This is a genomic window from Mycolicibacterium stellerae (assembly GCF_003719305.1).
GTDB lineage: Bacteria > Actinomycetota > Actinomycetes > Mycobacteriales > Mycobacteriaceae > Mycobacterium > Mycobacterium stellerae.
In genome coordinates, this window is record NZ_RARC01000036.1 from 1 (window position 1) to 23,612 (window position 23,612).

The following is a 23,612-nucleotide window of genomic DNA, read 5'->3' on the forward strand; positions in this document are numbered from 1 at the left end:
CAACCAGTCAAAACTGGCACAAAAACAAACCACACCCCCTAAACGGGAAAAAGAGAGCATGGCAAAAACAAAAACAACAAACAAAAACCACCAAACACACTATTGAGTTCTCAAACAACACACCCGTAAAACAGGCAACCCTGCCACTGTACTCCACGCGGTCAGAGACGTCAAACCCCGTCCGCCGATTGAAAACCGGGGCCGGTGGGCTTCTTACGTAAGACTACGCCTTCTCGGACGGGAGTCCCAAACCGGGTTCGACAAACTGACCCGACCTACACGACGCGTTCGATCTCGGCACCCAGGCTGACCAGGTTCTCCACGAAAAGCGGGTAACCCCGGTCGATGTGGAAGACGTCGTGCACCTCCGTGTCGCCGTCGGCGACCAGGCCGGCCAGCACCAGGCCCGCCCCCGCCCGGATGTCTGAGGACCACACCGGGGCGCTGGACAACTGCGGAAGGCCCCTGACCACCGCGTGATGGCCATCGGTCCTGGCGTCGGCCCCCAACCGGATCATCTCCTCGACGAACCGGAACCGCGCCTCGAAGACGTTCTCGGTGATCATCGAGGTGCCGTCGGCGATCGAGGCCAAGGCGATGGCCATCGGCTGCAAGTCGGTCGGGAACCCGGGAAACGGCAGGGTGGCGACGTTGATCGCCTTCGGCCGTTCGTACTGCACGACACGGAAGCCGTCGTCGGTCTGCGTGACGGTGGCCCCTGCGTCGTGCAGCTTGTGCAGCACCAACTGGAGGTGCTGCGGGTCGACACCGGTGACCGAGATGTCGCCTCGGGTCATCGCCGCGGCAATGCCCCACGTGGACGCAACGATCCGGTCGCCGATCACCCGGTGCTCCGTGGGATGAAGCCGATCGACACCGGTAATCGTCATCGTCGACGAGCCCGCGCCCTCGATCTGAGCTCCCATCTGGTTCAGCATCGTGCACAGGTCCACGACGTCCGGTTCGCGTGCGGCGTTGTGGATCGTGGTGACACCCTCGGCGACCACCGCCGCCATCAAGATGTTCTCGGTCGCACCCACCGACGGAAACTCGAGCTGAATCTCGGCGCCGCGCAGGTGATCTGCTTCGGCGACCACGCAGCCGTGCTCGATGTTGCAGCGGGCACCGAGCTGTCGCAGACCCGCCTGGTGCATGTCCAGTGGCCGCGACCCGATCGCGTCGCCACCGGGCAGCGCGACCTTCGCCCGCTTGCAGCGCCCGACCAACGGGCCCAGCACGCACACAGAGGCCCGGAACTGCCTGACCGCGGCGAAATCGGCGTCGTATTTGGGTTCGTCGGGCGATGTGATGCGAACCGTGCCGCCATCCAGTTCGACGTTGGCGCCCAGCCCGCGAAGCACCTCCGCCATCAGCGGAACGTCCAGAATGTCGGGGCAATTGGTGATCGTGCTGGTGCCCTCGGCCAACAGCGTCGCCGCCATCAGCTTCAGCACACTGTTCTTGGCTCCCCCGACGGCAACTTCGCCCGACAACCGGTTTCCACCGGTCACCACGAATCGCTCGCTCACGCCGGTTAGTTTAGTCAGCGGCGGGGGCAGTGTCCGAATCCTCGGCCAGGCTGCCCGGTACCGTTTGACCATGGCTGTACACCTGACTCGGATATATACCCGGACCGGTGACGACGGGACCACGGGGTTGAGCGATTTCAGCCGGGTTTCGAAGAACGATGCGCGGCTCGCGGCGTACGCCGACTGTGACGAAACCAACGCTGCCATCGGAGTTGCCGTCTCATTGGGTCACCCCGACGAGCACATGCTCAAGGTGCTGCGGCAGATTCAGAACGACCTGTTCGATGCCGGCGCCGACCTGTCTACCCCGGTCGTCGAGAAGCCCGAGCATCCGCCACTGCGAATCAGTCAGAGCTACATCGACAGGCTGGAGGCGTGGTGCGACGAGTTCAACGAGCCGCTTCCGGCACTGAATTCTTTTGTGCTGCCCGGCGGTACACCGCTGTCGGCCTTGCTGCATGTCGCCAGGACTGTCGCGCGGCGAGCCGAGCGGTCGGCTTGGCTGGCGATCGAGGCTCATCCCGACAGCGTCAGCGTATTGCCCGCGAAGTACCTCAATCGGCTCTCCGATCTGCTGTTCATTCTCGGCAGAGTCGCCAATCCCGGCGGCGACGTTTTGTGGCAACCGGGCGGATGAGCGCTTGCGCGAAGACCAATGGCGCGATGAGCGCTTGCGCGAAGACCAATGGCGCGATGAGCGCTTGCGCGAAGACCGTTTATTCAGTCCCGCTTCGCCTCATGCGGACCTGCGCCGTGCTCGCGACGACGGTCGCGACTCCAGCCAGGATTGGAACGCGGTCAGTGCGCCGCGGTCCAGCGCCACCTCGTAGCCGCGCTTGCGCTCTGGGCTGGTGTCACGCAGTTCGAGGATGACGATCTGGTCGGTCATGATGTCGAATTCGTCGCCACGAGGCGACCTCCGCGACACGATCTCGAGGCCTCGACGACTCAACCTGCGATCGGGCCACCACCGAAGGCTGGACAGTCGGTAGAAGCCGGCTTCGCCACCGCGGTAACGCATTACGCCGTGTCGCCACCCCTGGCCGCCGACGGCCGGGAAGTCGCGCAGGATAGCTGCGGTACCCCCGACCTGCCGCAGTTTCCAGAGTCGGTAAGTCAGGGCGATGACGACGAGCAGCAGCACGCCCACCAGCGCGACCATGATCAGCATGGACGCGCTCATCAGTCGCCCTAGTCGATCTGGCCCAGGGCGCGCAGCCTCGCACGGCCTCTGGCGGCGGTCGCTTCGTCCTCGGACTCGGAGTCGCGCTTGGCAGCGTCCGCGTCGATTTCCGACTCCAGTTCGGCGGACTCGGCGAGCACGATGACGCCTCCCTCGGTCACCGACATGAAACCGCCGTCGACGGCGATGCGCAGATCGTCCTCGCCCTCGCGCTCGACCCGCACCATGGCGTCATCGACGAGCTGCGCCACCAACGGAATGTGGTGGGGCAGGATGCCGATCTCTCCCGACGTGGTACGCGTGAACAGAAACGTGGCCTTCCCAGACCAGATTTCGCGTTCGACCGCGACAATGTCGACGTCCAGTTCAGCCATTTCTATTCGCTCTTGTCTTCGCCATCGTCCTTGGCGTCGTCATCCTTCTTGTCGCCTTCGGACTCATCCGACTGAGCCGGGGCGCCGTCGCTAGCGCTGTCGTCCATCTTGGCGCCCAGACTTTCCGCTTTCTTCTGCAGATCTTCCAGGCCACCGATCAGGAAGAAGGCCTGCTCCGGGAGATGGTCGAAATCGCCCTTCGCGAGCTTGTCGAACGCCTCGATGGTCTCCTTGAGCGGCACCGTCGAGCCGGGCTGGCCGGTGAACTGCTCGGCGGCCATCATGTTCTGGGACAGGAAGCGCTCGATGCGACGGGCGCGTTGCACCAGCTGCTTGTCCTCCTCGGCCAATTCGTCGATACCCAGAATCGCGATGATGTCCTGAAGGTCCTTGTAGCGCTGCAGGATTCGGATGACTTCCTGCGCGACCCGGTAGTGCTCGTCGCCGACAACGCTGGGGTCCAGAATCGTCGAGGACGACGCCAGCGGGTCCACCGCGGGGAAGATGCCCTTGGAGAACACGGCGCGGCTGAGCTCGGTGGTGGCGTCCAGGTGAGCGAAGGTCGTCGCCGGCGCCGGGTCGGTGTAGTCGTCGGCGGGCACGTACACGGCCTGCATCGAGGTGATGGAGTGGCCGCGGGTCGACGTGATGCGCTCCTGCAGCTCGCCCATCTCGTCGGCCAGCGTGGGCTGGTAACCCACCGCCGACGGCATGCGGCCCAGCAGCGTGGAAACCTCGGAGCCAGCCTGGGTGAACCGGAAGATGTTGTCGATGAACAGAAGCACGTCCTGCTCCTGCTCGTCGCGGAAGTACTCCGCCATCGTCAACGCCGAAAGCGCCACCCGCATACGGGTGCCGGGCGGCTCGTCCATCTGGCCGAACACCAGCGCGGTGTCCTTGAGCACGTCGGCGTCGGCAAGCTCGACCCAGAGGTCGTTGCCCTCACGGGTGCGCTCCCCCACACCGGCGAACACCGACGTACCGCCGAAGTTGCGCGCGATGCGGTTGATCATCTCCTGGATCAACACGGTCTTGCCGACGCCGGCGCCGCCGAACAGGGCGATCTTGCCGCCGCGGACATAAGGCGTGAGCAGGTCGACGACCTTCAGCCCGGTCTCCAACATCTCCGTGCGGGGTTCCAGCTGATCGAAAGGCGGCGGCTTGCGGTGGATCGACCACTTGTCGAAGTCCTTGCCGTAACCGGGCTCGTCGAGGCAGTCACCGAGCGCGTTGAACACGTGACCCTTGACGCCGTCGCCGACGGGTACCGAAATGGAGGCACCGGTGTCGATAACTTCCTCGCCGCGCACCAGGCCGTCGGTTGGCTGCAGGGAGATGCAGCGCACGAGGTTGTCCCCGAGGTGCTGGGCGACCTCCAGCGTCAGGGTCTTCGCGAGGTCCTTGTAGTCGATCTGTGCGTGCAGCGCGTTGAACAACTCGGGCACAGAACCGCGCGGGAACTCGACGTCGACGACGGGGCCGGTGACGCGCACGACGCGGCCCGCGGCATCGGTGCCGGTCTTCTTTTCTTTTTTCTCAACAGCAGCAGTCATTCGTCTCTTCGCTTCCTACGGGCTACTTCTTGGCGGCGTCCGCGAGCGCGTTCGCGCCACCGACGATTTCGCTGATTTCCTGAGTGATCTGGGACTGCCGTTCGCGGTTGGCCATCAAGGTCAGGTCCTTGATGAGATCGTCGGCATTGTCTGTCGCCGACTTCATCGCCCGGCGTCGGGATGCCGACTCGGATGCCGCCGCCTCGAGTAGGGAGGCGAAGATCCGGGTGGCGACATACCGCGGCAGTAGGTTGCCGAACAGGGTTTCCGCGTCCGGTTCGAAGGAGAACAGAGTGTGCGGACCGGTGTCCTCGTCGCTGTACTCGACCACCATCGGCGCGATCCGGCGGGCGATCGCCGACTGCGACAACATGGACTTGAACTCGGTGAACACGATGTGCAGTTCGTCGACGCCGAGGATGTTGTCAGCGCCGGGATCGTCACCCTCGTCGTCGATGCCTGCCGTGAAGGCGTCGACCAATGTCGAGGCGATCTCCTGCGCGTTCTCGTATGTGGGCCGCTCGGAGAAGCCGGTCCACGAATCTGTCACAGTCCAGTTGCGGAAGCTGTAGTAACCGAGGGCTTTTCGCCCCACGACGTATAGGACGGGTTCCTTGCCCTCCTCACGCAGCAGAGAGAACAGTTCCTCCGACCGCCGGAATATGTTGGCGTTGTACGCGCCGCACAACCCACGGTCCGACGTCACCACCAGCACGGCTGCCCGCCGGGGATTCTCTCGTGCGACCAGCAACGGGTGATCCAGTGCGCTGGCGCTCGCGAGTTCGGTGAGCATGTTGGTGATCTCACGGTCGTATGGCCGAGCCGCTTGGACTCGGGCCTGTGCCTTGGCGATACGCGAGGTCGCGATCAGCTCCTGAGCCTTGGTGATCTTCTTGATCGACCCGGCGGAGCGGATGCGGCCGCGTAGTTCGCGCAGTGTGGCTGCCACGGTTCGTCCAGCCCTACTTCTTCTTTGGCTTCGGCTTTTTGACCTTCACCGATTCTTTTTCGACGTCTGCTTCGTCCATTGCTTCGGCATGCTCGTCGGGAACGACCGAGCTGCCGTCGGTGGTGTCGAATCCCTTCTTGAAATCGTTCACCACTTTCTCGAGCTTCTCTTCGAGCTCCTCGGAGAGCTTCTTGCTCTCCCGAATCTCTTTGAGGATGTCTTCGTGCGAGCCCTTCACGTGCTCGAGGAACTCCCGCTCGAACTTCTGAACATCCTCAACCGGCACCGTATCGAGGTGGCCCCTGGTACCAAGGAAGATCGCGACGACCTGTTCCTCGACGGGCATCGGGCTGTTCTGCGGCTGCTTGAGCAACTCGACCAGCCGGGCGCCGCGATCGAGCTGTTTCTTCGATGTTTCGTCGAGGTCAGATGCGAACGCCGCGAACGACTCGAGCTCGCGGTACTGCGAGAGATCCAGTCGCAGTGAGCCGGCAACCTCTTTCATGGCCTTGATCTGAGCGGCACCGCCGACACGCGACACCGAAACGCCGACGTTGATCGCAGGCCGCACACCCTGGTTGAACAGGTCGGTCTCCAGGAAGCACTGGCCGTCGGTGATCGAGATGACGTTGGTCGGGATGTAGGCCGAGATGTCGTTGGCCTTGGTCTCGATGATCGGCAGACCGGTCAGCGAGCCGCCGCCGAGCTCGTCGGACAGCTTGGCGCAGCGTTCCAGCAGCCGGGAGTGCAGATAGAAGACGTCACCCGGGTACGCCTCGCGGCCCGGCGGGCGGCGCAGCAGCAGCGAGATGGCGCGATAAGCCTCCGCCTGCTTGGTCAGGTCGTCGAACACGATCAGCACGTGCTTGCCGTCGTACATCCAGTGCTGCGCAATGGACGAACCCGTGTACGGCGCAAGCCATTTGAAGCCGGCGGAGTCGGACGCCGGTGAAGCGACGATGGTGGTGTATTCCATCGCGCCACCCTCTTCGAGGGTCTGCCGCACGCTCGCGATCGTGGTGCCCTTCTGGCCGATCGCCACGTACACGCAGCGGACCTGCTGATCGGGATCGCCAGTCTCCCAGTTCTGGCGCTGATTGAGGATCGTGTCCACGCACACCGCGGTCTTGCCGGTCTTGCGGTCGCCGATGATTAGCTGGCGCTGGCCGCGACCGATGGGGGTCTGCGAGTCGATCGCCTTGATGCCTGTCTGCAACGGCTCACTGACGCCTTGGCGCTGCACCACCGACGGCGCCTGCAGTTCCAGGGCGCGTCGCTCGGTGTTTTCCACGTCACCGCGGCCGTCGATCGGCTGACCCAGCGGGTTGACCACGCGTCCGAGGAAGGCGTCGCCGACGGGTACCGACAGCACCTCGCCGGTGCGCTTGACCTGCTGGCCCTGCTCGATCTTCTCGAAGTCGCCGAGAATCACCGCGCCGATGTCGTGCTCGTCGAGGTTGAGCGCGACACCGAGCACACCGCCAGGGAACTCCAGCAGTTCCTGCGTCATCACCGACGGGAGGCCTTCGACGTGCGCGATGCCGTCGCCGGCGTCGATGACAGTGCCGATTTCCTCACGCTCGGTTTCGGCTTCGAAACCGGCGACGTACTCCTCGACGGCGCTCTGGATCTCGTCCGCTGAGATCGTCAACTCTGCCATGGCTTTTCGTCTTCCTACTTCGTGTGTGGGTCTGGTGTTTTCGGGGTCATTCGGGCAAGTGGGTTTCGGCGGACGCCAGCTTTGACGCCAGCGTTCCGTCGATCACCTCGTCGCCCACGGCGATCTTGAGGCCGCCGAGCAGCGCCGGGTCGATGTCCAGCTGAAGCGATACCGGATGACCGTAGATGCGGGTGAGCAACTCGATCAGTCGGTTACTTTGAGCGTCGCTGAGCTCGGTTGCGGCACTCACGTGTGCGACGACCTCGCCACGTCGGGACACCGCCAGATTCGCCAATTCGCGGACGGCGTCATCAGCGCGCTCGCCGTGCAGCAGTTCGATCGTCTGGCGGAGCAGATCTGCGGTGTTCTTGCTTGCCCTGCGCGCAAGCACGTTGTTCAACAGGCTGATTCGGCCGTCCAGCGGGGAGGTGTACTCGCTGAGCAGCGTGATCAGCCTTGGCTCGGAGTCGAGGATGCGACTGAACCTGAACAGCTGGTCCTCCACGTCCTCGATCTGGCCGTCGCTTTCGGCGCGCACCACTAAGGCAAGCCTGGCGATGTGTTGGACTCCGCGCGTCAAGTCCGAGGAGGACGACCAGCGCTGCGACACAGCGGTCTTGAGTATGTCGAGCGCGGAATCGGAGACCTTGCCTGACAGCAGTCGCTCAACCAGGTGGACTCTGGCGACGGAATCCGCGGAGGGGTCCGCGAGATGCCTGCCCAGAACCGGCTCGCGGCGCAGCAGTTTCACCGTCGAGGCCAGATCGTCGGACAACTTGGTCAGGCCGTCGGCGTCGAGGTCGGCGGCGACTCCGTCGAACTGTTCGACGACTGTCGCCACTGATGCGCGACTTGCGGCGCGCAGCTTCGCTGTGGCGGCGTCCTGGAAGACCGTGCTCGACGGCGCCATTTCATCCAACTCGTCGAGGAAGCGGCCAACCGTCCCGGCTTGCTCCCCCGGATCGGAAACGAAGTCGCGCACCATATCGCCTGCGCGATGCACGGACTCGGCGCCGAGACTCTGCCGAAGCTCACGGATGAGCTGCTGGCGCAACAGCTGAACCTGTTGCCCACCTTGGGTTTTGATGCGTTCGAGCTCAGAATCGGCGTGGGCGCGCAACTGCTCTGCGATCTTCTCGGCGTCGTGGCGGGCCTCCTCGATCACCTTCGCCGCCTCGGCCTTGGCCTCTTCCAGCGCCTTGGCATGCTCCTTGTCGGCGTCGGCGACCTTCTTCTCCGCGTCGGCGTGGTCGGCGAGCTGCGTGCGTACGGTCTCCTGTTGGTTCTTCATCATGGTGCGGACCGGCGGCACCACGTATTTCCAGAGTAGGAACACGATGACCGCGAATCCGATGAGCTGTCCGATGAAGGTCGACATTGACCGCTACCGCCCCTGTCCTGTTGCCGCCGGCACCGTGCGGCTCGTTACTTCGACACCGAGAACGCGGCTCGCGAGCTGCGACGCCAGCGCCTCGACCGAGGTCTGGAGATCTGCCGTCACCGCACGCGATTGCTCCGTCAGCTCCTCGGTCGCCTGCTGGAGCACAGACGAAACTTCGGCGTTGGCGCGGGCCTTCGCCTCGTCGACGATCTTGCGGCCGTCAGCGCGGGCTTGCTCGCGGACATTGGTCGCCTCACGGCGTGCCGTACCCATCACCTTCAGGTAGTCGGCGTCTGCGGCTGCCCGAAGCTGCGCGGCGTGCCGGTTGTCCTCGTTTGTCTTCTGCACCATCGCTTCGCGTTCGCGCAGCACCTTCGAGATGGGCGGCACGACCCACTTGGCGATCACGCCGAGCACGATCAAGAAGATCAGCAACACGAAGAAGAACGTGCCGTTCGGGATCAGGAAGTTACTCTGCCCGCCTTCTTCGGCCGCGAGGATCCTTACGTTGACGTCACCCATGACGCGAATTAGGCAACCGGGGTGGCGAACACGAACAGCGCCATGAACGCCAGGTTGATGAAGTACGCCGCCTCAACCAGACCGACCGTGATGAAGAACGGAGTGAACAGTCGGCCCTGGGCTTCTGGCTGGCGTGCGATGCCGGCGATCAACGCGTTACCCGCGATGCCGTCACCGATACCGGCGCCGATTGCACCACCGGCCATGATCAGTCCACCGCCAATGAGCGCGCCAGCAGCGATAGTGGGATCCATTCTTATCCTCCTTGATAACTGGTAGGTGTCCTACCAGGACGTGGGTCGAGCATGGTGTCGGTACTAGTCATGGTGTTCTTCATCGTGGAGTTCCATTGACTGGCTGAAGTACAGGATCGTCAACAGCGCGAAGATGAACGCTTGGATGGCACCGACGAACAAGTCGAAGCTCTTCCAGATCGCGTTGGGGGCCCACATGATCCACGGCGGGAACAGTGCGATCAGTGCGACCAGGATGCCGCCTGCGAAGATGTTGCCGAAAAGTCGGAGCGACAACGAGATCGGCTTTGCGATCTCCTCGACGAGGTTGATCGGCGCCATCAGCGCGACGTGGCCCTTGAGCAGCGCGATCGGATGGCCGAGTGGACCGCGCCGCCAGATGCCTGCCGCGTGGTAGCAGATGAACACGAACAGAGCCAGCGCCAGCACGAAGTTGATGTCGGACGCAGGCGGCTTGAGCAGTTCGTGGATCGCGCCGTCGCTGGTTGTGTACTGCACCGGCAGCACCGAGAGCCAGTTGGCGACGAGGATGAACACGAACAGCGTTACGGCAAGTGGAAGCACGAACGGCGCGATCTTCATGCCGATCGCTGCCTCGATCTGGTTGCGCAGCTGAACCGTGATCGCCTCCCAGAACAGCTGTACACCGTTGGGCACGCCGGTCGAAGTCACCTTGGCGCGCAAGAAGAATGCGAGCCCGAGCACGATCACCGCGGCGATCGCGGTCGCCAGCACCGTGTCGGTGTTCACCGTGAGCCCGAACCAGTTGGCCTCCGTGTGGTGGCCGACCTGAATGCCGGATTCAGCGGCAAGGATCGTCTCGGTCACTGCTCTCCTGCCTCCCCTTCGAGTCCATCACCGGCACCGGCCCGCAGCTTCTTCATGACGGGCAGCGCCGTGGAAATCACAAGCAATACTTGGAAAAGAGCCATGCCGAACACCACGCCGAGGCCCTGCGGGCGGAAGACGAACGCGATCGTCAGCCCGATCACCGTCATCGCCAGCAACCGGGTAGCGGAATTGACCGCCATCTTGCGCTTCAGCGGATGGTCTGCAGCGGTGATCGACTCCACCGAGCGCTGCACCAGAATCGCGTTGAGCAAACCGAGTCCGAGGCCGATGCCGAAGAAAACTCCGACCATGGGATAGCCCAGCAGAGCCGCCGCCAGCGTCACAAGGCCGGCGAATCCGACGCACACGGCGAGCAGCCGTAATGGCCGGAAAGCAACGGACGGAAACACCAACGGCGCGTCTTGCGCTGGCGTCGTCACGGCGTCACCTCAATCCCGCAGTCACGAGGGCTATCCCATTGATTCTGTGCGTGGCGCACCGAGCGTATCGGAGTGCGCGGGACGCGCTGGAATCACCCAAGGGGTAGCTCCCTTTGTCGGTCGTTTTTCCGTGCCGATCGGCGATGAGCCGGGCGGCGCGGGGGCCGGCAACCCGCGAGGTTTTTCGGGTTCTACCAGCACCGTACCACACAGCAAGCAGCCAGAAATCAGCTTCTACTACTTTTCGTCGTACAACCCGCCATAGGTCTCTTCGCGTCGTCTCAGGAGCGGAATCAACGTCACGACGATCGCCACAAGAATCGCCGCCAGCATCACCCCGCCGGTGTAGCGGGGGTCGAAGAAGATCGTGCTCGCCGCGCCCAACGCGACGATGCCCACCCACAGGTAGATCAGCAGCACCACCCTCCGGTGGGAATGGCCGATCTGCAGAAGTCGGTGGTGCAGATGCATCTTGTCTGGGCTGAACGGGCTGCGGCCGGCGCGGGTCCGCCGGACGATGGCCAGCAACATGTCCAGTGCAGGCACGAACATGACCGCTACCACCAACAGGAACGGCGACAGCAGAGCGAACACGTCGCGCGCGCCATACGCGCTCTGCGAAATCGGTCCGGCCGCCGTCGTGGACGCCGCGCCGAGCATCAGCCCGATCAGCATCGAGCCGGAGTCTCCCATGAATATTCGCGCGCGGTGGAAGTTGTGCGGCAGGAAGCCCAGACAGGCGCCCGCCAGCACTACCGAGATCACCGCGGGCGGGTAGAACAACACGTCGCCGCCGTGGTCGCGCAGCAGTCCGATGGAGAACATCGTGATGGCCAGCGCGGTGATCAGACCCAGGCCCGCGGCCAGGCCGTCGAGGCCGTCGACGAAGTTCATCGCGTTGACGATCGCGACCGTCAGCGCCAGCGTCAGCAGGATCGACGACACCTGGTCGAGCACGATGGTGCCGACGCCGCCGAACGGGATGTACAGCACGCTCCAAGCCACGCCCATCGTGACGAGCACACTTGCCGCGGTGATCTGGCCTGCGAACTTCGTCAGCGCATCAAGGCCCCACTTGTCGTCGATCAGGCCGATTGCCATGATCAGCCCGCCTGCAACGACGGTGGCGGGCAGGCCCGAGGAGTAGACGAAGCCGCGGGTCAGTGCGGGCAGCTGCGAGGCGAGCAACACCGCGGCCAGCACGCCGATGTACATCGCAAGGCCGCCCATTCGCGGCGTCGGCTTCAGGTGCACGTCACGTTCTCTGGGATAGGCCACGGCGCCGACCCGAGTGGCCAGCACGCGGACCGCGCCCGTCGCGAAGTAGGTGATGATCGCCGCGGTGAATCCGACAAGCGCCAGCTCGCGCAGCGGGACGCCCGCGCCTCGATCGGAGAGCGCAAGCAGCCCACTGGCCACGACATGCACTTCGCCCACCACTGGATGAACCGTACTTGACGAACTTGAGAGTGCCGGGTTGCGCGTCAGGTCACGGGCGCGAGGCTATCGGCGTCGACACCAAGTACTTCCGCGATCGCGTCGGCAGTCACCGGCCCCGGTCGGAGGACGCGGGGTTGTTCTCCGGTGAGGTCGACGATCGTGGAGGCCGCCTGCTGTTCGGACGGTCCGCCATCGAGGTAGACCGCGACGAGATCGCCGAGTTGGTCGCGGGCATCTTGCGCGCTGATCGCCGCGGGCCGCCCGGAGATGTTCGCGCTCGACACCGCCATCGGACCGACTTCGCGCAGCACTTCGATCGCGACCGGATGCAACGGCATCCGCAGCATCACGGTGCCCGCGGCATCACCGAGATCCCATTGCAGCGACGGTGCCTGCTGGACGACGAGGCTCAACGCGCCGGGCCAGAACGCACGAATGAGCTCGCGCGCGGCATCCGGCACGGCGTACACCAGGCCCTCGATCGTGTGCCAAGACCCGACAAGGACGGGCACGGGCATGTTGCGGCCGCGCCCCTTCGCTGAGAGCAGCGCGGCCACCGCCGTGCTGTCGAAGGCGTCGGCGCCGACCCCGTAGACGGTGTCGGTGGGCAGCACGACCAGCCGCCCGCCCTTGACCGCGCTGACGGCCGAAGCGATTCCGGTCGCGCGCGCATCGGCGTCGGAGCAGTCGAACAGTTCGGCCATGGTTCTACCCTCGTCCAGACCGCGTCGCCGTGACGAAGCGGGGTCGACCCGCCAGGTCCCGGTTCGCCGTCACGTCGATAAAGCGGCCCGCCATCGTGAAAGCTTCGACGGTAAGCGCCGATGTGGTGTCGTCGTGCTCGACAGCACATCGGCCGCCGGGTTTGAGCCAGCGGCCCGCCAACTCGGCGATCGCTTTGATTACTACCATCCCGTCCGGGCCACCGAACAGCGCGTGCGGCGGATCATGTTGCGCGACTTCGGGTTCTAGCATCGCGCCGTCGGGAATGTAGGGCGGGTTGGCGACCAGCAGGTCGACCTGTCCATCGAGTTCCGGTAGCTGGGTGTTGTCGGCGACGTCTGCTCGCACCAATTCGACAGGAGAGCCGGCGACGTTTCGGTACGCGTAATCCAACGCTTCGTCGGAGTCGTCGACGGCGATGACGCGTGCGTCGGGCCAGAACTTCGAAAGGGCGAGCGCCATTGCACCGGTGCCTGTGCACAGATCGACGAGCAGAGGTCGCGGCGGAAGGGGTTGCGCCGACGCCCATTCCAGCAGACCCTCCGTCTCCGGTCGCGGGATGAACACCCCGGGACCAACAGCAACGGTCACCGGACCGAGAGCGGCGGAACCGACAATGTGCTGCAACGGAATTCGTTGCGCTCGCGTGGCGACCAGATCGGCGTAACGGCCGCAGAAGTCGTCGTCGATCTCACCGAGCACCGACAACCGCCCCCAACTCGTGCCTGCGGCGTACGCGGCAAGTTCCTCGGCGTCGGACCGCGGGGATCCGACTCCCGCCTCGGCGAGGGCGGCGGCTGCATGCTCGATCTCGCGTCGCAGCCTCGCGGTCGGGGTCATGCCTGCTGCAGCCGCGACTGCTTGTCGGCGGCTGCAAGCGCGTCGAACAACGCGTCCATGTCACCGTCGAGGACCTGGTCGAGGTTGTGCGCCTTGTAGTTGATCCGGTGGTCGGCGATGCGGTTCTCCGGGTAGTTGTACGTCCGGATCCGTTCGCTGCGGTCGACCGTGCGGATCTGGCTGGCCCGGTCGGCCGACGCGTCGGCCTGCGCCTGTTCTTCGGCGAGTGCCTGCAGCCGGGCGGCCAGCACGTGCATGGCGCGGATCTTGTTCTGCAGCTGGCTGCGTTCGTTCTGGCAGGTGACGACGATTCCGGTGGGTAAGTGGGTGATGCGGACCGCCGAGTCGGTGGTATTGACGCCCTGACCGCCCTTGCCCGACGACCGGTACACGTCGATGCGCAGATCGGACTCGTCGATCTGGACCGCCTCGACCTCTTCGGGCTCCGGATAGACCAGAACACCCGCCGCGGAGGTGTGCACGCGTCCCTGTGACTCAGTGACAGGGACGCGCTGCACCCGGTGCACGCCGCCCTCGAACTTCAGCCGCGACCAGACACCGTCGGCGGAATCGCCCTTGCTTCTGATCGACAGGGTGGCGTCCTTGTAGCCGCCCAGATCAGAGGTCGTCTCACCGAGCATCGTCACCGTCCAGCCGTGCCGCTCGGCATAGCGGATGTACATGCGGGCGAGATCGGCGGCGAACAATGCGGATTCTTCGCCACCCTCGCCAGACTTCACCTCCAGCACGATGTCGTCCGCGTCGTGCGGATCGCGCGGGGCGAGCAGGTCGGTCAGATGGGTGTCGAGCTCGTCGACGGTCGTGGTGAGCTCATCCACTTCGGCCGCGAAGGAGTCATCGTCGGCCGCCAGTTCGCGGGCGGCCTCAAGGTCCCCGCGGGCCGCCTCCAGCTTGCGATGGGTCGACACAATCGGCGCCAACTGGGCGAATCGCCTGCCGACCTTGCGGGCCTTGTTCGCGTCCGAGTGCAGGTCGGGATCGGAGAGCTGACGCTCGAGGTCGGCGTGCTCGGCCAGGATGGCGTCGATGGCCGGCGCTTTGTCCGTCATCGCCCTCCTCGCGTTGTCCTTAGCGCACTCCGGCAGTTTTTTCGCATAACGCGAAGCGACGCCCGGCCTGCGCGTTGTGCGACAGATCGGGCGTCGTTCGGTCAGCTAGCTGTCGGCAGCCTTGTCGGCGCCGCTGGCCTTGCGCTTGCCGTAGCGCTTCTCGAAGCGGGCCACCCGGCCGCCGCTGTCGAGAATCTTCTGCTTGCCCGTGTAGAACGGGTGGCACTGCGAGCAGACCTCGACGTGGATCTGTCCGGTCTTCTTGGTGCTGCGCGTGGTGAACGTGTTACCGCAGCCGCAGTGCACGGTCGTCTCGCTGTAGTCAGGGTGAATGCCCGATTTCATGGTGTCCTCTTCATTCGTTGGCCGCCGGGTCGCCCTTGCCGTACCTGGAGCTTTGAGCGTGAACCGGAACCGAAGGTCAGCGGTCCATTATGCCAGGTCAACCGCCAGTAGCCTAAACGCGCCGACCGGGACGGCTATTCCACGGGCAAACCGGCCCGACGACCGGACAACGTCATGACGATGTCCTGGATGGGCCCGCGCACCACGTCACCGTCGCCGACGCTGAAATCGGCGTCCGTCGCGGCGAACGTGAGGTTCGGGAACCGCCTGCGCGCATTGAACGGAAAGCCCATCGTCCACAGCCGCTCGGCCGCGATCACCGCGGCGGGAACGGGCATCGTCCGCGGAATGCCGAGGGGCACCGCGATGTCCTGCCCGTGCACCAGCACGTCGACAAGGGGATCAGCCACCGCCGTGCCGGGCGGCCTGCGGCGACCGCCGACCATTGCCCGCATCGCCGCGGTGATCTCCTCGGGTCTGCGGTGGTCTTCGCGTGCCATCCGCAGCGTCAACGCGTTGAACCGAAACCCTGACCGCATGAGCTCGAATGTGACCCGCGTCCAGTTGGTCGTCGACTGGGTGACGTGGGCGGCCGCCTGCCGCACCGTCCATCCCTGGCACAACGACGGCGTCTCCCACTGTTCGGGGGTCAGGGTGTCGAGGAGGTCGGCGAGGTCGGCGCGCTGCTCGTCGATGTGGGCCCAGATCTGCGCGTCGTCCATGTCTGTCCGCCCTCCATTTTAGTAAGCCTTCCTGACGAATATAGACAGGGATCCGTACTAATTCAACCTATAATCGATGAATGGGCGACGAACCGACCTCCGCGCTGCTGATGTTCGTCGCGCACCGCGCCGCCGAAGCCCGGGTCTTCGAAGCTGTGCGGGCGGCCGGCTTCGACGACCTGACCCTCGCCCAGAGCCGCATCGGCCAGCGGCTCAACCGCGAGGGCATCCGCGTCACCGACATCGCCGAGCAGGCCGGCGTGACCAAGCAGACCGCCGGCGCGCTCGTCGACGAACTGGAAGCCACCGGCTACGTCACGCGCAGACCCGATCCGGCCGACGCGCGCGCCCGCCTCGTTGTGCTCACCGATCGAGGCGAGAAGCTCTGCGCCGTAGCGGCCGCCGAGATCGCGAAGGTCGAGGCCGAATGGAAAGCCCATCTGGGCACCAAGGCCTACGACGAATTGCGTGCGGCGCTGGTGTCCCTGCGCGAGGTCACCGATCCGTATCGCTGACCGTCACGCTTCCACAGCAGACCACCCGGCGGTGTTGTGCCGTAGGAGACCAACTCCCGCTTCAGGATCTTGTTGGTCGCCGTCGACGGCAGATCCTCGGCGATCCAGACATAGCGCGGCCAGGCCTTCGGCGACAGGTCTGCCTGGGCGGCGAGGAACTCTTCGAGCGCATCGGGGGTCAGCGTCGCGCCCTCGCGCAGCACGATGGCCGCCATCACCTGATCGCCGACGGCCTCATCGGGCACCGGATACACCGCGACGCGGCTGACCTCGGGAAGCCGGATGAGTATGCGCTCGATCGGTGCGGCGGCGAGGTTTTCACCATCGACACGCATCCAGTCGGCCGTGCGGCCTGCGAAGTAGATCCAGCCGTCGGCGTCGCGGTAGGCCAGGTCTCCCGACCAGTACATGCCGTGGCGCAGCCGGTGGTCGGTGGCGCCGTCGTCCTTGTAATAGCCGCGGAAGAGCCCGCCGCCGCTGGTGTTCACCAGCTCCCCCACCGCCGCCTCGCGGTTGATCAGATCGCCGCTGTCGTCGAACCTCGCGATCTCGCACTCCTGCAATGTGTCTGGGTCGTAGATCGCGACTCCTGGAAACCCCTTGCCGAGGGAGCCCTCCGGGCAGCCGTCGTCGCGCGTGATGATGACGGCGTTCTCGGTGGATCCGAAGCCGTCCCAGACCGTGCAGTCGAAGCGACGGGCGAACTCGGCGATGTCCCGATCGCTGGCCTCGTTGCCGAACGCGACGCGCAGCGGGTTGTCGTGGTCGTCGGGCTTTTCGGGGGTGGACAGGACGTAGGCGAGCGGCTTGCCGACGTAGTTCATGAACGTGACGCCATAGCGTCGGACATCGTCGAGGAATCGTGATACCGAGAAGACCGCGGGCACTATGGCCGCGCCGGTGACCATCGCAACACCCCAGCCGGCGTAGATGGAGTTCGAATGGAACAACGGCATCGACACGTAGCAGACGTCAGATGTGCCGACTGAATACCGTTCTGCCAGTGAGCTTCCCGCGAAGATCGGCATCATGTGTTGCACCTGCACGGCCTTCGGGTCGCCGCTGGTTCCCGAGGTGAAGATCATCACGAAGGTGTCGTCTGGGCCGACCTCGCGGTGCGGCGTCAACTCTTTCGGTTCGGTGGTGAGCGAGGCCCACTCCGCACTGGAGGTGTCCAGCAACCGGACACCTGGCAGGTCGAGTCCGTCGAGCAGATGACGATGCGCGGCGTCGGTGATCAGGATTTGACAGTCGACGAGGGCGATGTCGCGGGCCAGGCCTTCGCCCCTTCGGGTGTTGTTGATGCAGCACAGGACATAGCCGCCGAGTGCGGCGGCCGCCATGGCCGTCAACATCTCCGGGCCGTTGGCCAGCAGGACGCCGACGTGCATGGGCCGGTCGGGGTCGGCGATATCGATGAGCGCGGCGGCCTGGGCGCGTGCCTCGGCGACGTGCTCGCGCCACGTCCACGTGCGGTCGCCGTATTTGATCGCGATGGCGTCCTGCTCGGAACGCTCACGAAACAACTGCTGGAGTGTGTCCGCCATGGCTCACCTCGGTCCGTCGCGCTGAGTGAACAGATTTGCGAATCTGTCTACCATCCCCGGTGTGGCCGGATCTGGCCGCGTTCTGGCGGCGTGGCGATACGCGATGCCCGGTCGCAAGACCGACCCGGCACAGACGGTTTCCTAGTCGTTGTCCATCGAGCCCGGCGTGGTCTTGGAGACCTGCACCAGGAACTCGTAGTTGGTCTTCGTCTTGCGCAGCTGGCTCATCAGCAGATCGATGGCCTGGTGGGAATCCAGCCCCGACAGCACCCGGCGCAGCTTGTGCACGACCGCGAATTCGTCCGTCGAGAGCAGCAGCTCGTCCTTGCGTGTACCAGACGGGTTGACGTCGACGGCCGGGAACACGCGGCGCTCGGAGATCTTGCGGTCGAGCTTGAGCTCGGCGTTACCCGTGCCCTTGAACTCCTCGAAGATCACCGTGTCGCCGGTCGACCCGGTCTCGACCATCGCGGTTGCGATGATCGTCAGCGAACCGCCATGTTCGATGTTGCGCGCGGCGCCGAGGAACCGCTTGGGGGGATACAGCGCGGTCGAGTCGACACCACCGGACAGGATGCGACCCGACGCAGGCGACGCGTTGTTGTACGCGCGGCCGAGGCGGGTGATCGAGTCGAGCAGCACGATGACGTCCTTGCCCTGTTCGACAAGGCGCTTGGCCCGTTCAATGGCCAACTCGGCGGCCTGAGTGTGATCCGACGGCGGCCGATCGAACGTGGAGGCGATGACCTCACCCTTCACCGAGCGCTGCATGTCGGTGACCTCCTCGGGCCGCTCGTCGACGAGGACGACCATGAGGTGGCATTCCGGGTTGTTCTGGGTGACCCCGTTGGCGATGTCCTGCAGGATCGTGGTCTTACCCGCCTTGGGCGGCGACACGATCAGCGCACGCTGGCCTTTACCGATCGGCATGATCAGGTCGATCACGCGGGTGGTCAACCGGTCCGGAGTGGTCTCGAGGCGCAGCCGCTGGTTCGGATACAGCGGGGTCAGCTTGGTGAAGTCCGGACGGTTCCTGGCGTCCTCGACGGGGCCGCCGTTGACGGTGTCGAGCCGGACCAGCGGGTTGAACTTCTGCCGTTGGTTGGGCTGTTCTCCGTCCTTGGGAACACGGACCGCGCCGGTGATGGCGTCGCCACGGCGCAGACCGTTCTTGCGCACCATGTTCATCGACACGTAGACGTCGTTCGGTCCCGCGAGGTAACCCGAGGTGCGGACGAACGCATAGTTGTCGAGCACGTCGAGAATGCCTGCGACGGGCTGGACGACATCGTCCTCGCGCAGTTCGGTCTCGCCGCCGCCGCCATCGCCGCCGCCTTGGCGGTCACCGCGGCGCCTGCGGTCGCGGAAGCGCCTGCCGCGACGTCCGCCGCGGTCGTCGTCGTCCTGGTTGTTCTGGTTGTTCTGGTTGTTCTGGTTGTTCTGGTTGCGACCCTGCTGGTTGCCCTGATGGTCACCGCTGTCCTGCTGGTTCCTGTTCCTGCCGGCGCCCTTTTCCGAGTCGGCGCCGTCCTTGGCGTTTTGGTCGGCGTCCTGCTTGTTCTGGCCGGTGTCCTGCTTGTTCTGGTCACCGGCGGTTCCCGCGTCGCGGGAGGCGCCTCGGCGCTCACGACGCTGCCGGGTCGGCTGCTCGCCTCCATCGGCTGGCGCGCCGTTGTCGGTTGCGGTGTCTGCCGCGTTGTCCGCGGGTGCTGAACCGCCGTCGTTGCCGGCGGTATCGGCCTTCGGGGGCGCGGTGGTGTCGTTCACCGACTCCCCGCGGCTTTCCCGGATCGCGGCGATGAGTTCGCTCTTACGCATCCCGGAGGCGCCCTTGACGCCTACCGAATTGGCCAGGGCCCGCAGTTCGGGCAGCACCATGGCCGACAGCGATCTCTTCGAGGCATCCGTCGTGACATCGGCCTTGGGGGCCGGCTCGGCATCCGCCTTGGCGGCTGGAGCCGCATCCGGCGCTGGCTGATGTGTCACGTCAGGCTTCGCAGGAGATGAGAATTCTGTCGTCACGGTGTTGGGCAGGTCAGCCTGTTCGGCGCTGCCGCCAGCCGTGACGAGGTCCGTTTCAGTCACGGATTTCCTTTCTTTCCCTCGGTGATCACGTCACGAGGGTTCGTTGCAGTCAGCCAAGTGGCTGGCTGCGAAGCTGCCACCGTCGCACCTGCAACGGTGATTGCCGGGATTCGCGGCGGTAAGGCGAACCGTCATCCACGAGAAGAATTGGTGTGTGTCCTAGTGTCGGCGCAGGCGAAAACCATGCGATTGCTGGACGAGAGCGAGAATAGCCCGCATCGGTGCAGGAAGCAAGGACGGGCTGATTCGCGTGTGACGGCTGTCAACTCCCGACCTGCACACCTGGGGGTACCTCCCGCTTGTTCGGGAAGGTCCATCGAACGCCGTCGCCGACGGACATCTCGCTGACGGTGAATCCATTCGCGGCGCCGAACTCGAGGGCCTCTGCGGGCAGTTCCCGCTGCGTGCTCAGACCGATAACCGCAGGTCCAGCCCCAGATAGCACCGCTGCAACACCACAACGCCGCAACAGCAGCAGGTATTCCGCCGAGGCCCGCATCGCGATAGCCCGATAGGGCTGATGTAGCAGGTCCTCGGTGGCCTCCATCAGCAGGTCAGGACGCTCGGTGAGGGCCACGACCAGCAATGCGGCGCGGCTCAGGTTGAACCTGGCGTCGCCGTGACTGACGGATCGCGGCAGCAGCACGCGCGTCTCGGCCGTCAACGACCGCTGCTCGGGGATGGCGGGGAAAAGGTGGATATCGGGGTGGATCTGCAGCGGGGCGGCCGCATAGCGCGGCCCGGTCGCACCTGCCGATGTCCACGACACCACGCCGCCGCCGAGAACCGCGGCTGCGGCGTTGTCCGGATGCCCCTCGAACTCCGATGCGCGCTGGATCAACTCCGCTTCGGACATCGGCTTCATACCGGCCTGTGCGACAAGACCATTGACGGCTGCGAGCCCCCCGACCACAGCTGCGGCGGATGAGCCAAGTCCACGCGATTGCGGAATTCTGTTGCGGCAGTAGACATTCAGCCCGGCAACGGTGGACCCGACGGCGCGCATGCCATGCTTGATCGCCCGCACGACGAGATGCGTCGAGTCCAGTGGCACGTGCCCCGCGCCCTCACCCTCAACTTCGACATTGAGGCCGGATTCGGTTGTCTCGACGGCGATTTCGTCGTAAAGGCTGAGCGCAAGGCCGAGGCTGTCGAAACCGGGGCCGAGATTTGCACTGGAGGCCGCGACGACACTGGTCGCCGTCAATCCGGCAGGCAGGGTTTGGCTCACCTGATCGCCGTCAGACCAGTCCGAGCTCTGCGACGACGACGCCGGCGTCGACCGGGACCGGCGTGACCGTCGGCATGTCCCGCAGCGCGGTGTCGGGATCCTTGAGGCCGTTGCCGGTCACTGTGCACACCACTGTGGATCCCTTGGCCACCCAGCCGTCCTCGACGGACTTGAGCAGACCGGCGATGCTCGCCGCCGACGCGGGTTCGACGAACACTCCCTCACTGGCCGCGACCAGGCGATAGGCGGCCAGGATCTCGTCGTCGGTCGCGGCAAGGAAGCGGCCGCCGGACTGCTGCTGGGCCTCGACGGCCGAGGTCCACGAGGCGGGCGCGCCGATCCGGATCGCGGTGGCGATGGTCTCGGGCTCCTTGACCGGCTCACCCAACACCAGCGGCGCCGCACCCGCGGCCTGGGTGCCGAGCATCCGCGGCAAGCGGTCAGTCAGCCCGTCGCGGTGGTATTCGGTGTAGCCCTTCCAGTACGCGGTGATGTTGCCTGCGTTGCCGACCGGCAAGGAATGCACGTCAGGTGCCGTGCCAAGCACGTCGACGATCTCGAAGGCCGCGGTCTTCTGCCCCTCGATGCGGTACGGATTAACGGAATTCACCAGCGCGACCGTCGGGTAGTCGGTGGCCAGCTTGCGCGCGAGTTCGAGGCAGTCGTCGAAATTGCCGTCGATCTGCAGGATCTTGGCGCCGTGCATGACGGCCTGCGCGAGCTTGCCCATCGCGATCTTGCCCTGCGGGATCAGCACCGCGCAGGTGATGCCCGCACGCGCGGCATAGGCCGCAGCCGACGCGGAGGTGTTACCGGTTGACGCGCACAACACCACCTGCTGGCCACGGGCCACTGACTCGGTGACCGCAACCGTCATGCCGCGATCCTTGAACGAACCCGTCGGGTTGAGCCCTTCGACCTTCAAATGCACTGTGCAGCCGGTACGTTCGGAAAGCCGCTTGGCGTAGATCAGCGGCGTAGCACCCTCCAGCAGGGTGATCGGATTCCAGGTGTCCTCAACCGGCAGCCGGTCGCGGTAGGCCGCGATCAGGCCGGGCCACGGCTTGTGCACGGGGTCCGCGCGGGTGGCGCTCATTCGCTTGTCCCCTCAAGTCGCAGGACGCTGGCCACTTCCTGCACGACGTCGAGGTCGGCGAGCGCGGCGACGGTGTCCGAAAGCGCCGCGTCGGTGGCCTCGTGGGTCACCACCACGATCCGCGCACCGCAGCGCTGACCGCCGTCGTCGACGACGCCCTCCTGTCGTACTTCGGCGATGCTGACCTCTCGCTTGCCGAATTCTGCTGCGACAGCGGACAGTACGCCTGGCCGGTCTGCGACGTTCATGCTGACGTAGTAGCGAGTGGGGATGAACCCGATCGGCGAGATGGGGAGTTTGGCGTACTTGGACTCACGGGGTCCACGCCCGCCCTGCACCCGGTTGCGCGCGGCCATCACTAGATCTCCCATCACGGCCGACGCCGTCGGCGCTCCCCCGGCGCCCTGGCCGTAGAACATCAGCCGCCCGGCCGCCTCGGCCTCCACCACGACCGCGTTGAAGGCTCCGTTGACCGAGGCGAGGGGATGCGTCAGTGGCACGAGCGCCGGGTACACGCGTGCCGAAATCCGTTGCTGTCCTTCATCGTTGGTGAGACGTTCACAGATGGACAGCAGCTTGATCGTGCAACCCAGTGCGCGAGCCGTCACGAAGTCGGCCGGCGTCACCTTGGTGATGCCCTCGCGGTAGACGTCGTCGGCGGTCACCCGGGTGTGAAAGGCGATGGACGCCAGGATGGCGGCCTTGGCCGCCGCGTCGTATCCCTCGACATCGGCGGTCGGGTCGGCCTCGGCGTAGCCAAGTGCGCTCGCGTCGGCAAGCGCAGCCGAATACTCGGCACCCGTGCTGTCCATCTCCGAAAGGATGTAGTTGGTGGTGCCGTTGACGATGCCGGCAACCCGCAGAACCGTGTCGCCCGCCAGGGACTGCGTGAGCGGGCGGATGACGGGGATGGCACCGGCGACCGCAGCCTCGAAGTACAGGTCGACGTGGGCATGCTCCGCCGCCTGGGCGAGCTCGCCGGTGGACTGCGCCATCAACGCCTTGTTGGCGGTCACGACGGACTTGCCCTTTTCGAGGGCCGACAGAATCGCCTTGCGGGCGGGTTCAACTGGACCCATCACCTCGACGACGATGTCGACATCGTCGCGGGAGACCAGTGCGTCGATATCGCTGGTGAGCATGTCGACCGGTACTCCACGGTCGTCGGCCACCCGCCGCACGCCGATACCGCGCAACACCAGCGGCGCGCCGATGCGAGCGGTCAGGTCATCGGCGCTCTCCTTGATGATACGGACGACCTGGCTGCCCACGTTCCCAAGACCCAATACGGCCACGCCGACCGGTTTTTCGTTGCTCATGCC

General features: G+C 65.2%; 24 protein-coding genes. 2 read left to right on the forward strand and 22 right to left on the reverse strand.

Annotation, left to right across the window (positions count from 1 at the left end):
* Positions 1–275 precede the first annotated feature (275 nt).
* Entirely contained in the window at positions 276–1,529 is a 1,254-nt protein-coding gene (gene murA, locus D6M19_RS29190) for a UDP-N-acetylglucosamine 1-carboxyvinyltransferase (RefSeq protein ID WP_123028783.1), read from the reverse strand.
* A gap of 70 nt (positions 1,530–1,599) precedes the next feature.
* On the opposite strand from murA, the gene D6M19_RS29195 reads away from it, so the two are divergent.
* Positions 1,600–2,166 (forward strand): cob(I)yrinic acid a,c-diamide adenosyltransferase, encoded by a 567-nt coding sequence (locus D6M19_RS29195; protein WP_123028784.1) that lies wholly within the window; start codon positions 1,600–1,602, stop codon positions 2,164–2,166.
* Positions 2,167–2,265: 99 nt separating this feature from the next.
* Here the strand turns inward: D6M19_RS29195 and D6M19_RS29200 are convergent, their stop codons facing one another.
* The 16 genes from D6M19_RS29200 to D6M19_RS29275 form a co-directional block, all read right to left on the reverse strand.
* Positions 2,266–2,712 (reverse strand): DUF2550 domain-containing protein, encoded by a 447-nt coding sequence (locus D6M19_RS29200; RefSeq protein WP_164478754.1) that lies wholly within the window; start codon positions 2,710–2,712, stop codon positions 2,266–2,268.
* Between the two features lie 8 nt (positions 2,713–2,720).
* On the reverse strand, positions 2,721–3,086 hold the full coding sequence (locus tag D6M19_RS29205; protein ID WP_123028785.1) for a F0F1 ATP synthase subunit epsilon: 366 nt from the start codon (positions 3,084–3,086) through the stop codon (positions 2,721–2,723).
* Positions 3,087–3,088: 2 nt separating this feature from the next.
* Positions 3,089–4,639, reverse strand: a complete 1,551-nt coding sequence (gene atpD / locus D6M19_RS29210) for a F0F1 ATP synthase subunit beta (protein ID WP_123028786.1) — start codon at positions 4,637–4,639, stop codon at positions 3,089–3,091.
* Between the two features lie 22 nt (positions 4,640–4,661).
* Positions 4,662–5,588, reverse strand: a complete 927-nt coding sequence (locus tag D6M19_RS29215; protein ID WP_123028787.1) for a F0F1 ATP synthase subunit gamma — start codon at positions 5,586–5,588, stop codon at positions 4,662–4,664.
* A gap of 13 nt (positions 5,589–5,601) precedes the next feature.
* On the reverse strand, positions 5,602–7,248 hold the full coding sequence (gene atpA / locus D6M19_RS29220; RefSeq protein WP_123028788.1) for a F0F1 ATP synthase subunit alpha: 1,647 nt from the start codon (positions 7,246–7,248) through the stop codon (positions 5,602–5,604).
* A gap of 46 nt (positions 7,249–7,294) precedes the next feature.
* A complete protein-coding gene (locus D6M19_RS29225) occupies positions 7,295–8,626 on the reverse strand; it encodes a F0F1 ATP synthase subunit B/delta (protein ID WP_123028789.1) in 1,332 nt (443 codons plus the stop codon).
* A 6-nt stretch (positions 8,627–8,632) separates the two neighbouring features.
* Positions 8,633–9,151, reverse strand: coding sequence for a F0F1 ATP synthase subunit B (locus D6M19_RS29230; RefSeq protein ID WP_123028790.1), 519 nt, complete (start codon positions 9,149–9,151; stop codon positions 8,633–8,635).
* An 8-nt stretch (positions 9,152–9,159) separates the two neighbouring features.
* On the reverse strand, positions 9,160–9,405 hold the full coding sequence (locus tag D6M19_RS29235) for a F0F1 ATP synthase subunit C (RefSeq protein WP_011561261.1): 246 nt from the start codon (positions 9,403–9,405) through the stop codon (positions 9,160–9,162).
* A gap of 63 nt (positions 9,406–9,468) precedes the next feature.
* The gene (gene atpB, locus D6M19_RS29240; protein ID WP_123028791.1) at positions 9,469–10,233 is read right to left on the reverse strand and encodes a F0F1 ATP synthase subunit A; all 765 of its coding nucleotides are present in this window, start codon (positions 10,231–10,233) and stop codon (positions 9,469–9,471) included.
* Entirely contained in the window at positions 10,230–10,676 is a 447-nt protein-coding gene (locus D6M19_RS29245; RefSeq protein WP_123028792.1) for an ATP synthase subunit I, read from the reverse strand. The genes atpB and D6M19_RS29245 overlap by 4 nt, the downstream gene beginning before the upstream one ends.
* Positions 10,677–10,913: 237 nt before the next feature.
* Positions 10,914–12,116, reverse strand: a complete 1,203-nt coding sequence (locus D6M19_RS29250; RefSeq protein ID WP_234835109.1) for a glycosyltransferase family 4 protein — start codon at positions 12,114–12,116, stop codon at positions 10,914–10,916.
* Positions 12,117–12,160: 44 nt separating this feature from the next.
* Complete coding sequence (locus D6M19_RS29255) at positions 12,161–12,820, reverse strand: L-threonylcarbamoyladenylate synthase (RefSeq protein WP_123028793.1); 660 nt, start codon at positions 12,818–12,820, stop codon at positions 12,161–12,163.
* 4 nt (positions 12,821–12,824) lie between these two features.
* A complete protein-coding gene (gene prmC, locus D6M19_RS29260; RefSeq protein ID WP_123028794.1) occupies positions 12,825–13,679 on the reverse strand; it encodes a peptide chain release factor N(5)-glutamine methyltransferase in 855 nt (284 codons plus the stop codon).
* Positions 13,676–14,749, reverse strand: coding sequence for a peptide chain release factor 1 (prfA, locus tag D6M19_RS29265; protein WP_123028795.1), 1,074 nt, complete (start codon positions 14,747–14,749; stop codon positions 13,676–13,678). The genes prmC and prfA overlap by 4 nt, the downstream gene beginning before the upstream one ends.
* A gap of 105 nt (positions 14,750–14,854) precedes the next feature.
* Positions 14,855–15,094: a 50S ribosomal protein L31 gene (rpmE, locus tag D6M19_RS29270; RefSeq protein WP_123028796.1), complete on the reverse strand. Its 240-nt coding sequence runs from the start codon at positions 15,092–15,094 to the stop codon at positions 14,855–14,857.
* A gap of 134 nt (positions 15,095–15,228) precedes the next feature.
* Entirely contained in the window at positions 15,229–15,816 is a 588-nt protein-coding gene (locus tag D6M19_RS29275; protein ID WP_123028797.1) for a maleylpyruvate isomerase family mycothiol-dependent enzyme, read from the reverse strand.
* 80 nt (positions 15,817–15,896) lie between these two features.
* Here D6M19_RS29275 and D6M19_RS29280 point away from each other — a divergent pair, with 80 nt between their 5' ends.
* On the forward strand, positions 15,897–16,331 hold the full coding sequence (locus tag D6M19_RS29280; RefSeq protein WP_123028798.1) for a MarR family winged helix-turn-helix transcriptional regulator: 435 nt from the start codon (positions 15,897–15,899) through the stop codon (positions 16,329–16,331).
* Here the strand turns inward: D6M19_RS29280 and fadD1 are convergent.
* The 5 genes from fadD1 to D6M19_RS29305 form a co-directional block, all read right to left on the reverse strand.
* Positions 16,271–17,878: a fatty-acid--CoA ligase FadD1 gene (fadD1, locus tag D6M19_RS29285; RefSeq protein ID WP_123028799.1), complete on the reverse strand. Its 1,608-nt coding sequence runs from the start codon at positions 17,876–17,878 to the stop codon at positions 16,271–16,273. The two genes, D6M19_RS29280 and fadD1, sit on opposite strands and share 61 nt — an antisense overlap.
* Positions 17,879–18,019: 141 nt before the next feature.
* Positions 18,020–19,963, reverse strand: coding sequence for a transcription termination factor Rho (gene rho, locus D6M19_RS29290; protein WP_206428670.1), 1,944 nt, complete (start codon positions 19,961–19,963; stop codon positions 18,020–18,022).
* A 262-nt stretch (positions 19,964–20,225) separates the two neighbouring features.
* On the reverse strand, positions 20,226–21,194 hold the full coding sequence (thrB, locus tag D6M19_RS29295; protein ID WP_123028800.1) for a homoserine kinase: 969 nt from the start codon (positions 21,192–21,194) through the stop codon (positions 20,226–20,228).
* A 10-nt stretch (positions 21,195–21,204) separates the two neighbouring features.
* Positions 21,205–22,290 carry a threonine synthase gene (gene thrC, locus D6M19_RS29300; RefSeq protein WP_123028801.1) on the reverse strand — a complete coding sequence of 362 codons (1,086 nt, stop codon included), beginning with the start codon at positions 22,288–22,290 and terminating at the stop codon, positions 21,205–21,207.
* A complete protein-coding gene (locus tag D6M19_RS29305) occupies positions 22,287–23,609 on the reverse strand; it encodes a homoserine dehydrogenase (RefSeq protein ID WP_123028802.1) in 1,323 nt (440 codons plus the stop codon). The genes thrC and D6M19_RS29305 overlap by 4 nt, the downstream gene beginning before the upstream one ends.
* Between the last annotated feature and the right edge of the window lie 3 nt (positions 23,610–23,612).

Excerpts from the sequence above, each read along its gene's own strand:
- D6M19_RS29275 (WP_123028797.1), bottom strand. The coding sequence starts at position 15,816 with ATGGACGACGCGCAGATCTGGGCCCACATCGACGAGCAGCGCGCCGAC.
- D6M19_RS29255 (WP_123028793.1), bottom strand. The coding sequence starts at position 12,820 with ATGGCCGAACTGTTCGACTGCTCCGACGCCGATGCGCGCGCGACCGGA.
- thrC (WP_123028801.1), bottom strand. The coding sequence starts at position 22,290 with ATGAGCGCCACCCGCGCGGACCCCGTGCACAAGCCGTGGCCCGGCCTG.
- D6M19_RS29230 (WP_123028790.1), bottom strand. The coding sequence starts at position 9,151 with ATGGGTGACGTCAACGTAAGGATCCTCGCGGCCGAAGAAGGCGGGCAG.
- D6M19_RS29205 (WP_123028785.1), bottom strand. The coding sequence starts at position 3,086 with ATGGCTGAACTGGACGTCGACATTGTCGCGGTCGAACGCGAAATCTGG.
- fadD1 (WP_123028799.1), bottom strand. The coding sequence starts at position 17,878 with ATGGCGGACACACTCCAGCAGTTGTTTCGTGAGCGTTCCGAGCAGGAC.
- atpA (WP_123028788.1), bottom strand. The coding sequence starts at position 7,248 with ATGGCAGAGTTGACGATCTCAGCGGACGAGATCCAGAGCGCCGTCGAG.
- D6M19_RS29200 (WP_164478754.1), bottom strand. The coding sequence starts at position 2,712 with ATGAGCGCGTCCATGCTGATCATGGTCGCGCTGGTGGGCGTGCTGCTG.
- D6M19_RS29195 (WP_123028784.1), top strand. The coding sequence starts at position 1,600 with ATGGCTGTACACCTGACTCGGATATATACCCGGACCGGTGACGACGGG.
- D6M19_RS29225 (WP_123028789.1), bottom strand. The coding sequence starts at position 8,626 with ATGTCGACCTTCATCGGACAGCTCATCGGATTCGCGGTCATCGTGTTC.
- D6M19_RS29235 (WP_011561261.1), bottom strand. The coding sequence starts at position 9,405 with ATGGATCCCACTATCGCTGCTGGCGCGCTCATTGGCGGTGGACTGATC.
- prfA (WP_123028795.1), bottom strand. The coding sequence starts at position 14,749 with ATGACGGACAAAGCGCCGGCCATCGACGCCATCCTGGCCGAGCACGCC.
- D6M19_RS29280 (WP_123028798.1), top strand. The coding sequence starts at position 15,897 with ATGGGCGACGAACCGACCTCCGCGCTGCTGATGTTCGTCGCGCACCGC.
- rpmE (WP_123028796.1), bottom strand. The coding sequence starts at position 15,094 with ATGAAATCGGGCATTCACCCTGACTACAGCGAGACGACCGTGCACTGC.
- atpD (WP_123028786.1), bottom strand. The coding sequence starts at position 4,639 with ATGACTGCTGCTGTTGAGAAAAAAGAAAAGAAGACCGGCACCGATGCC.
- D6M19_RS29305 (WP_123028802.1), bottom strand. The coding sequence starts at position 23,609 with ATGAGCAACGAAAAACCGGTCGGCGTGGCCGTATTGGGTCTTGGGAAC.
- prmC (WP_123028794.1), bottom strand. The coding sequence starts at position 13,679 with ATGACCCCGACCGCGAGGCTGCGACGCGAGATCGAGCATGCAGCCGCC.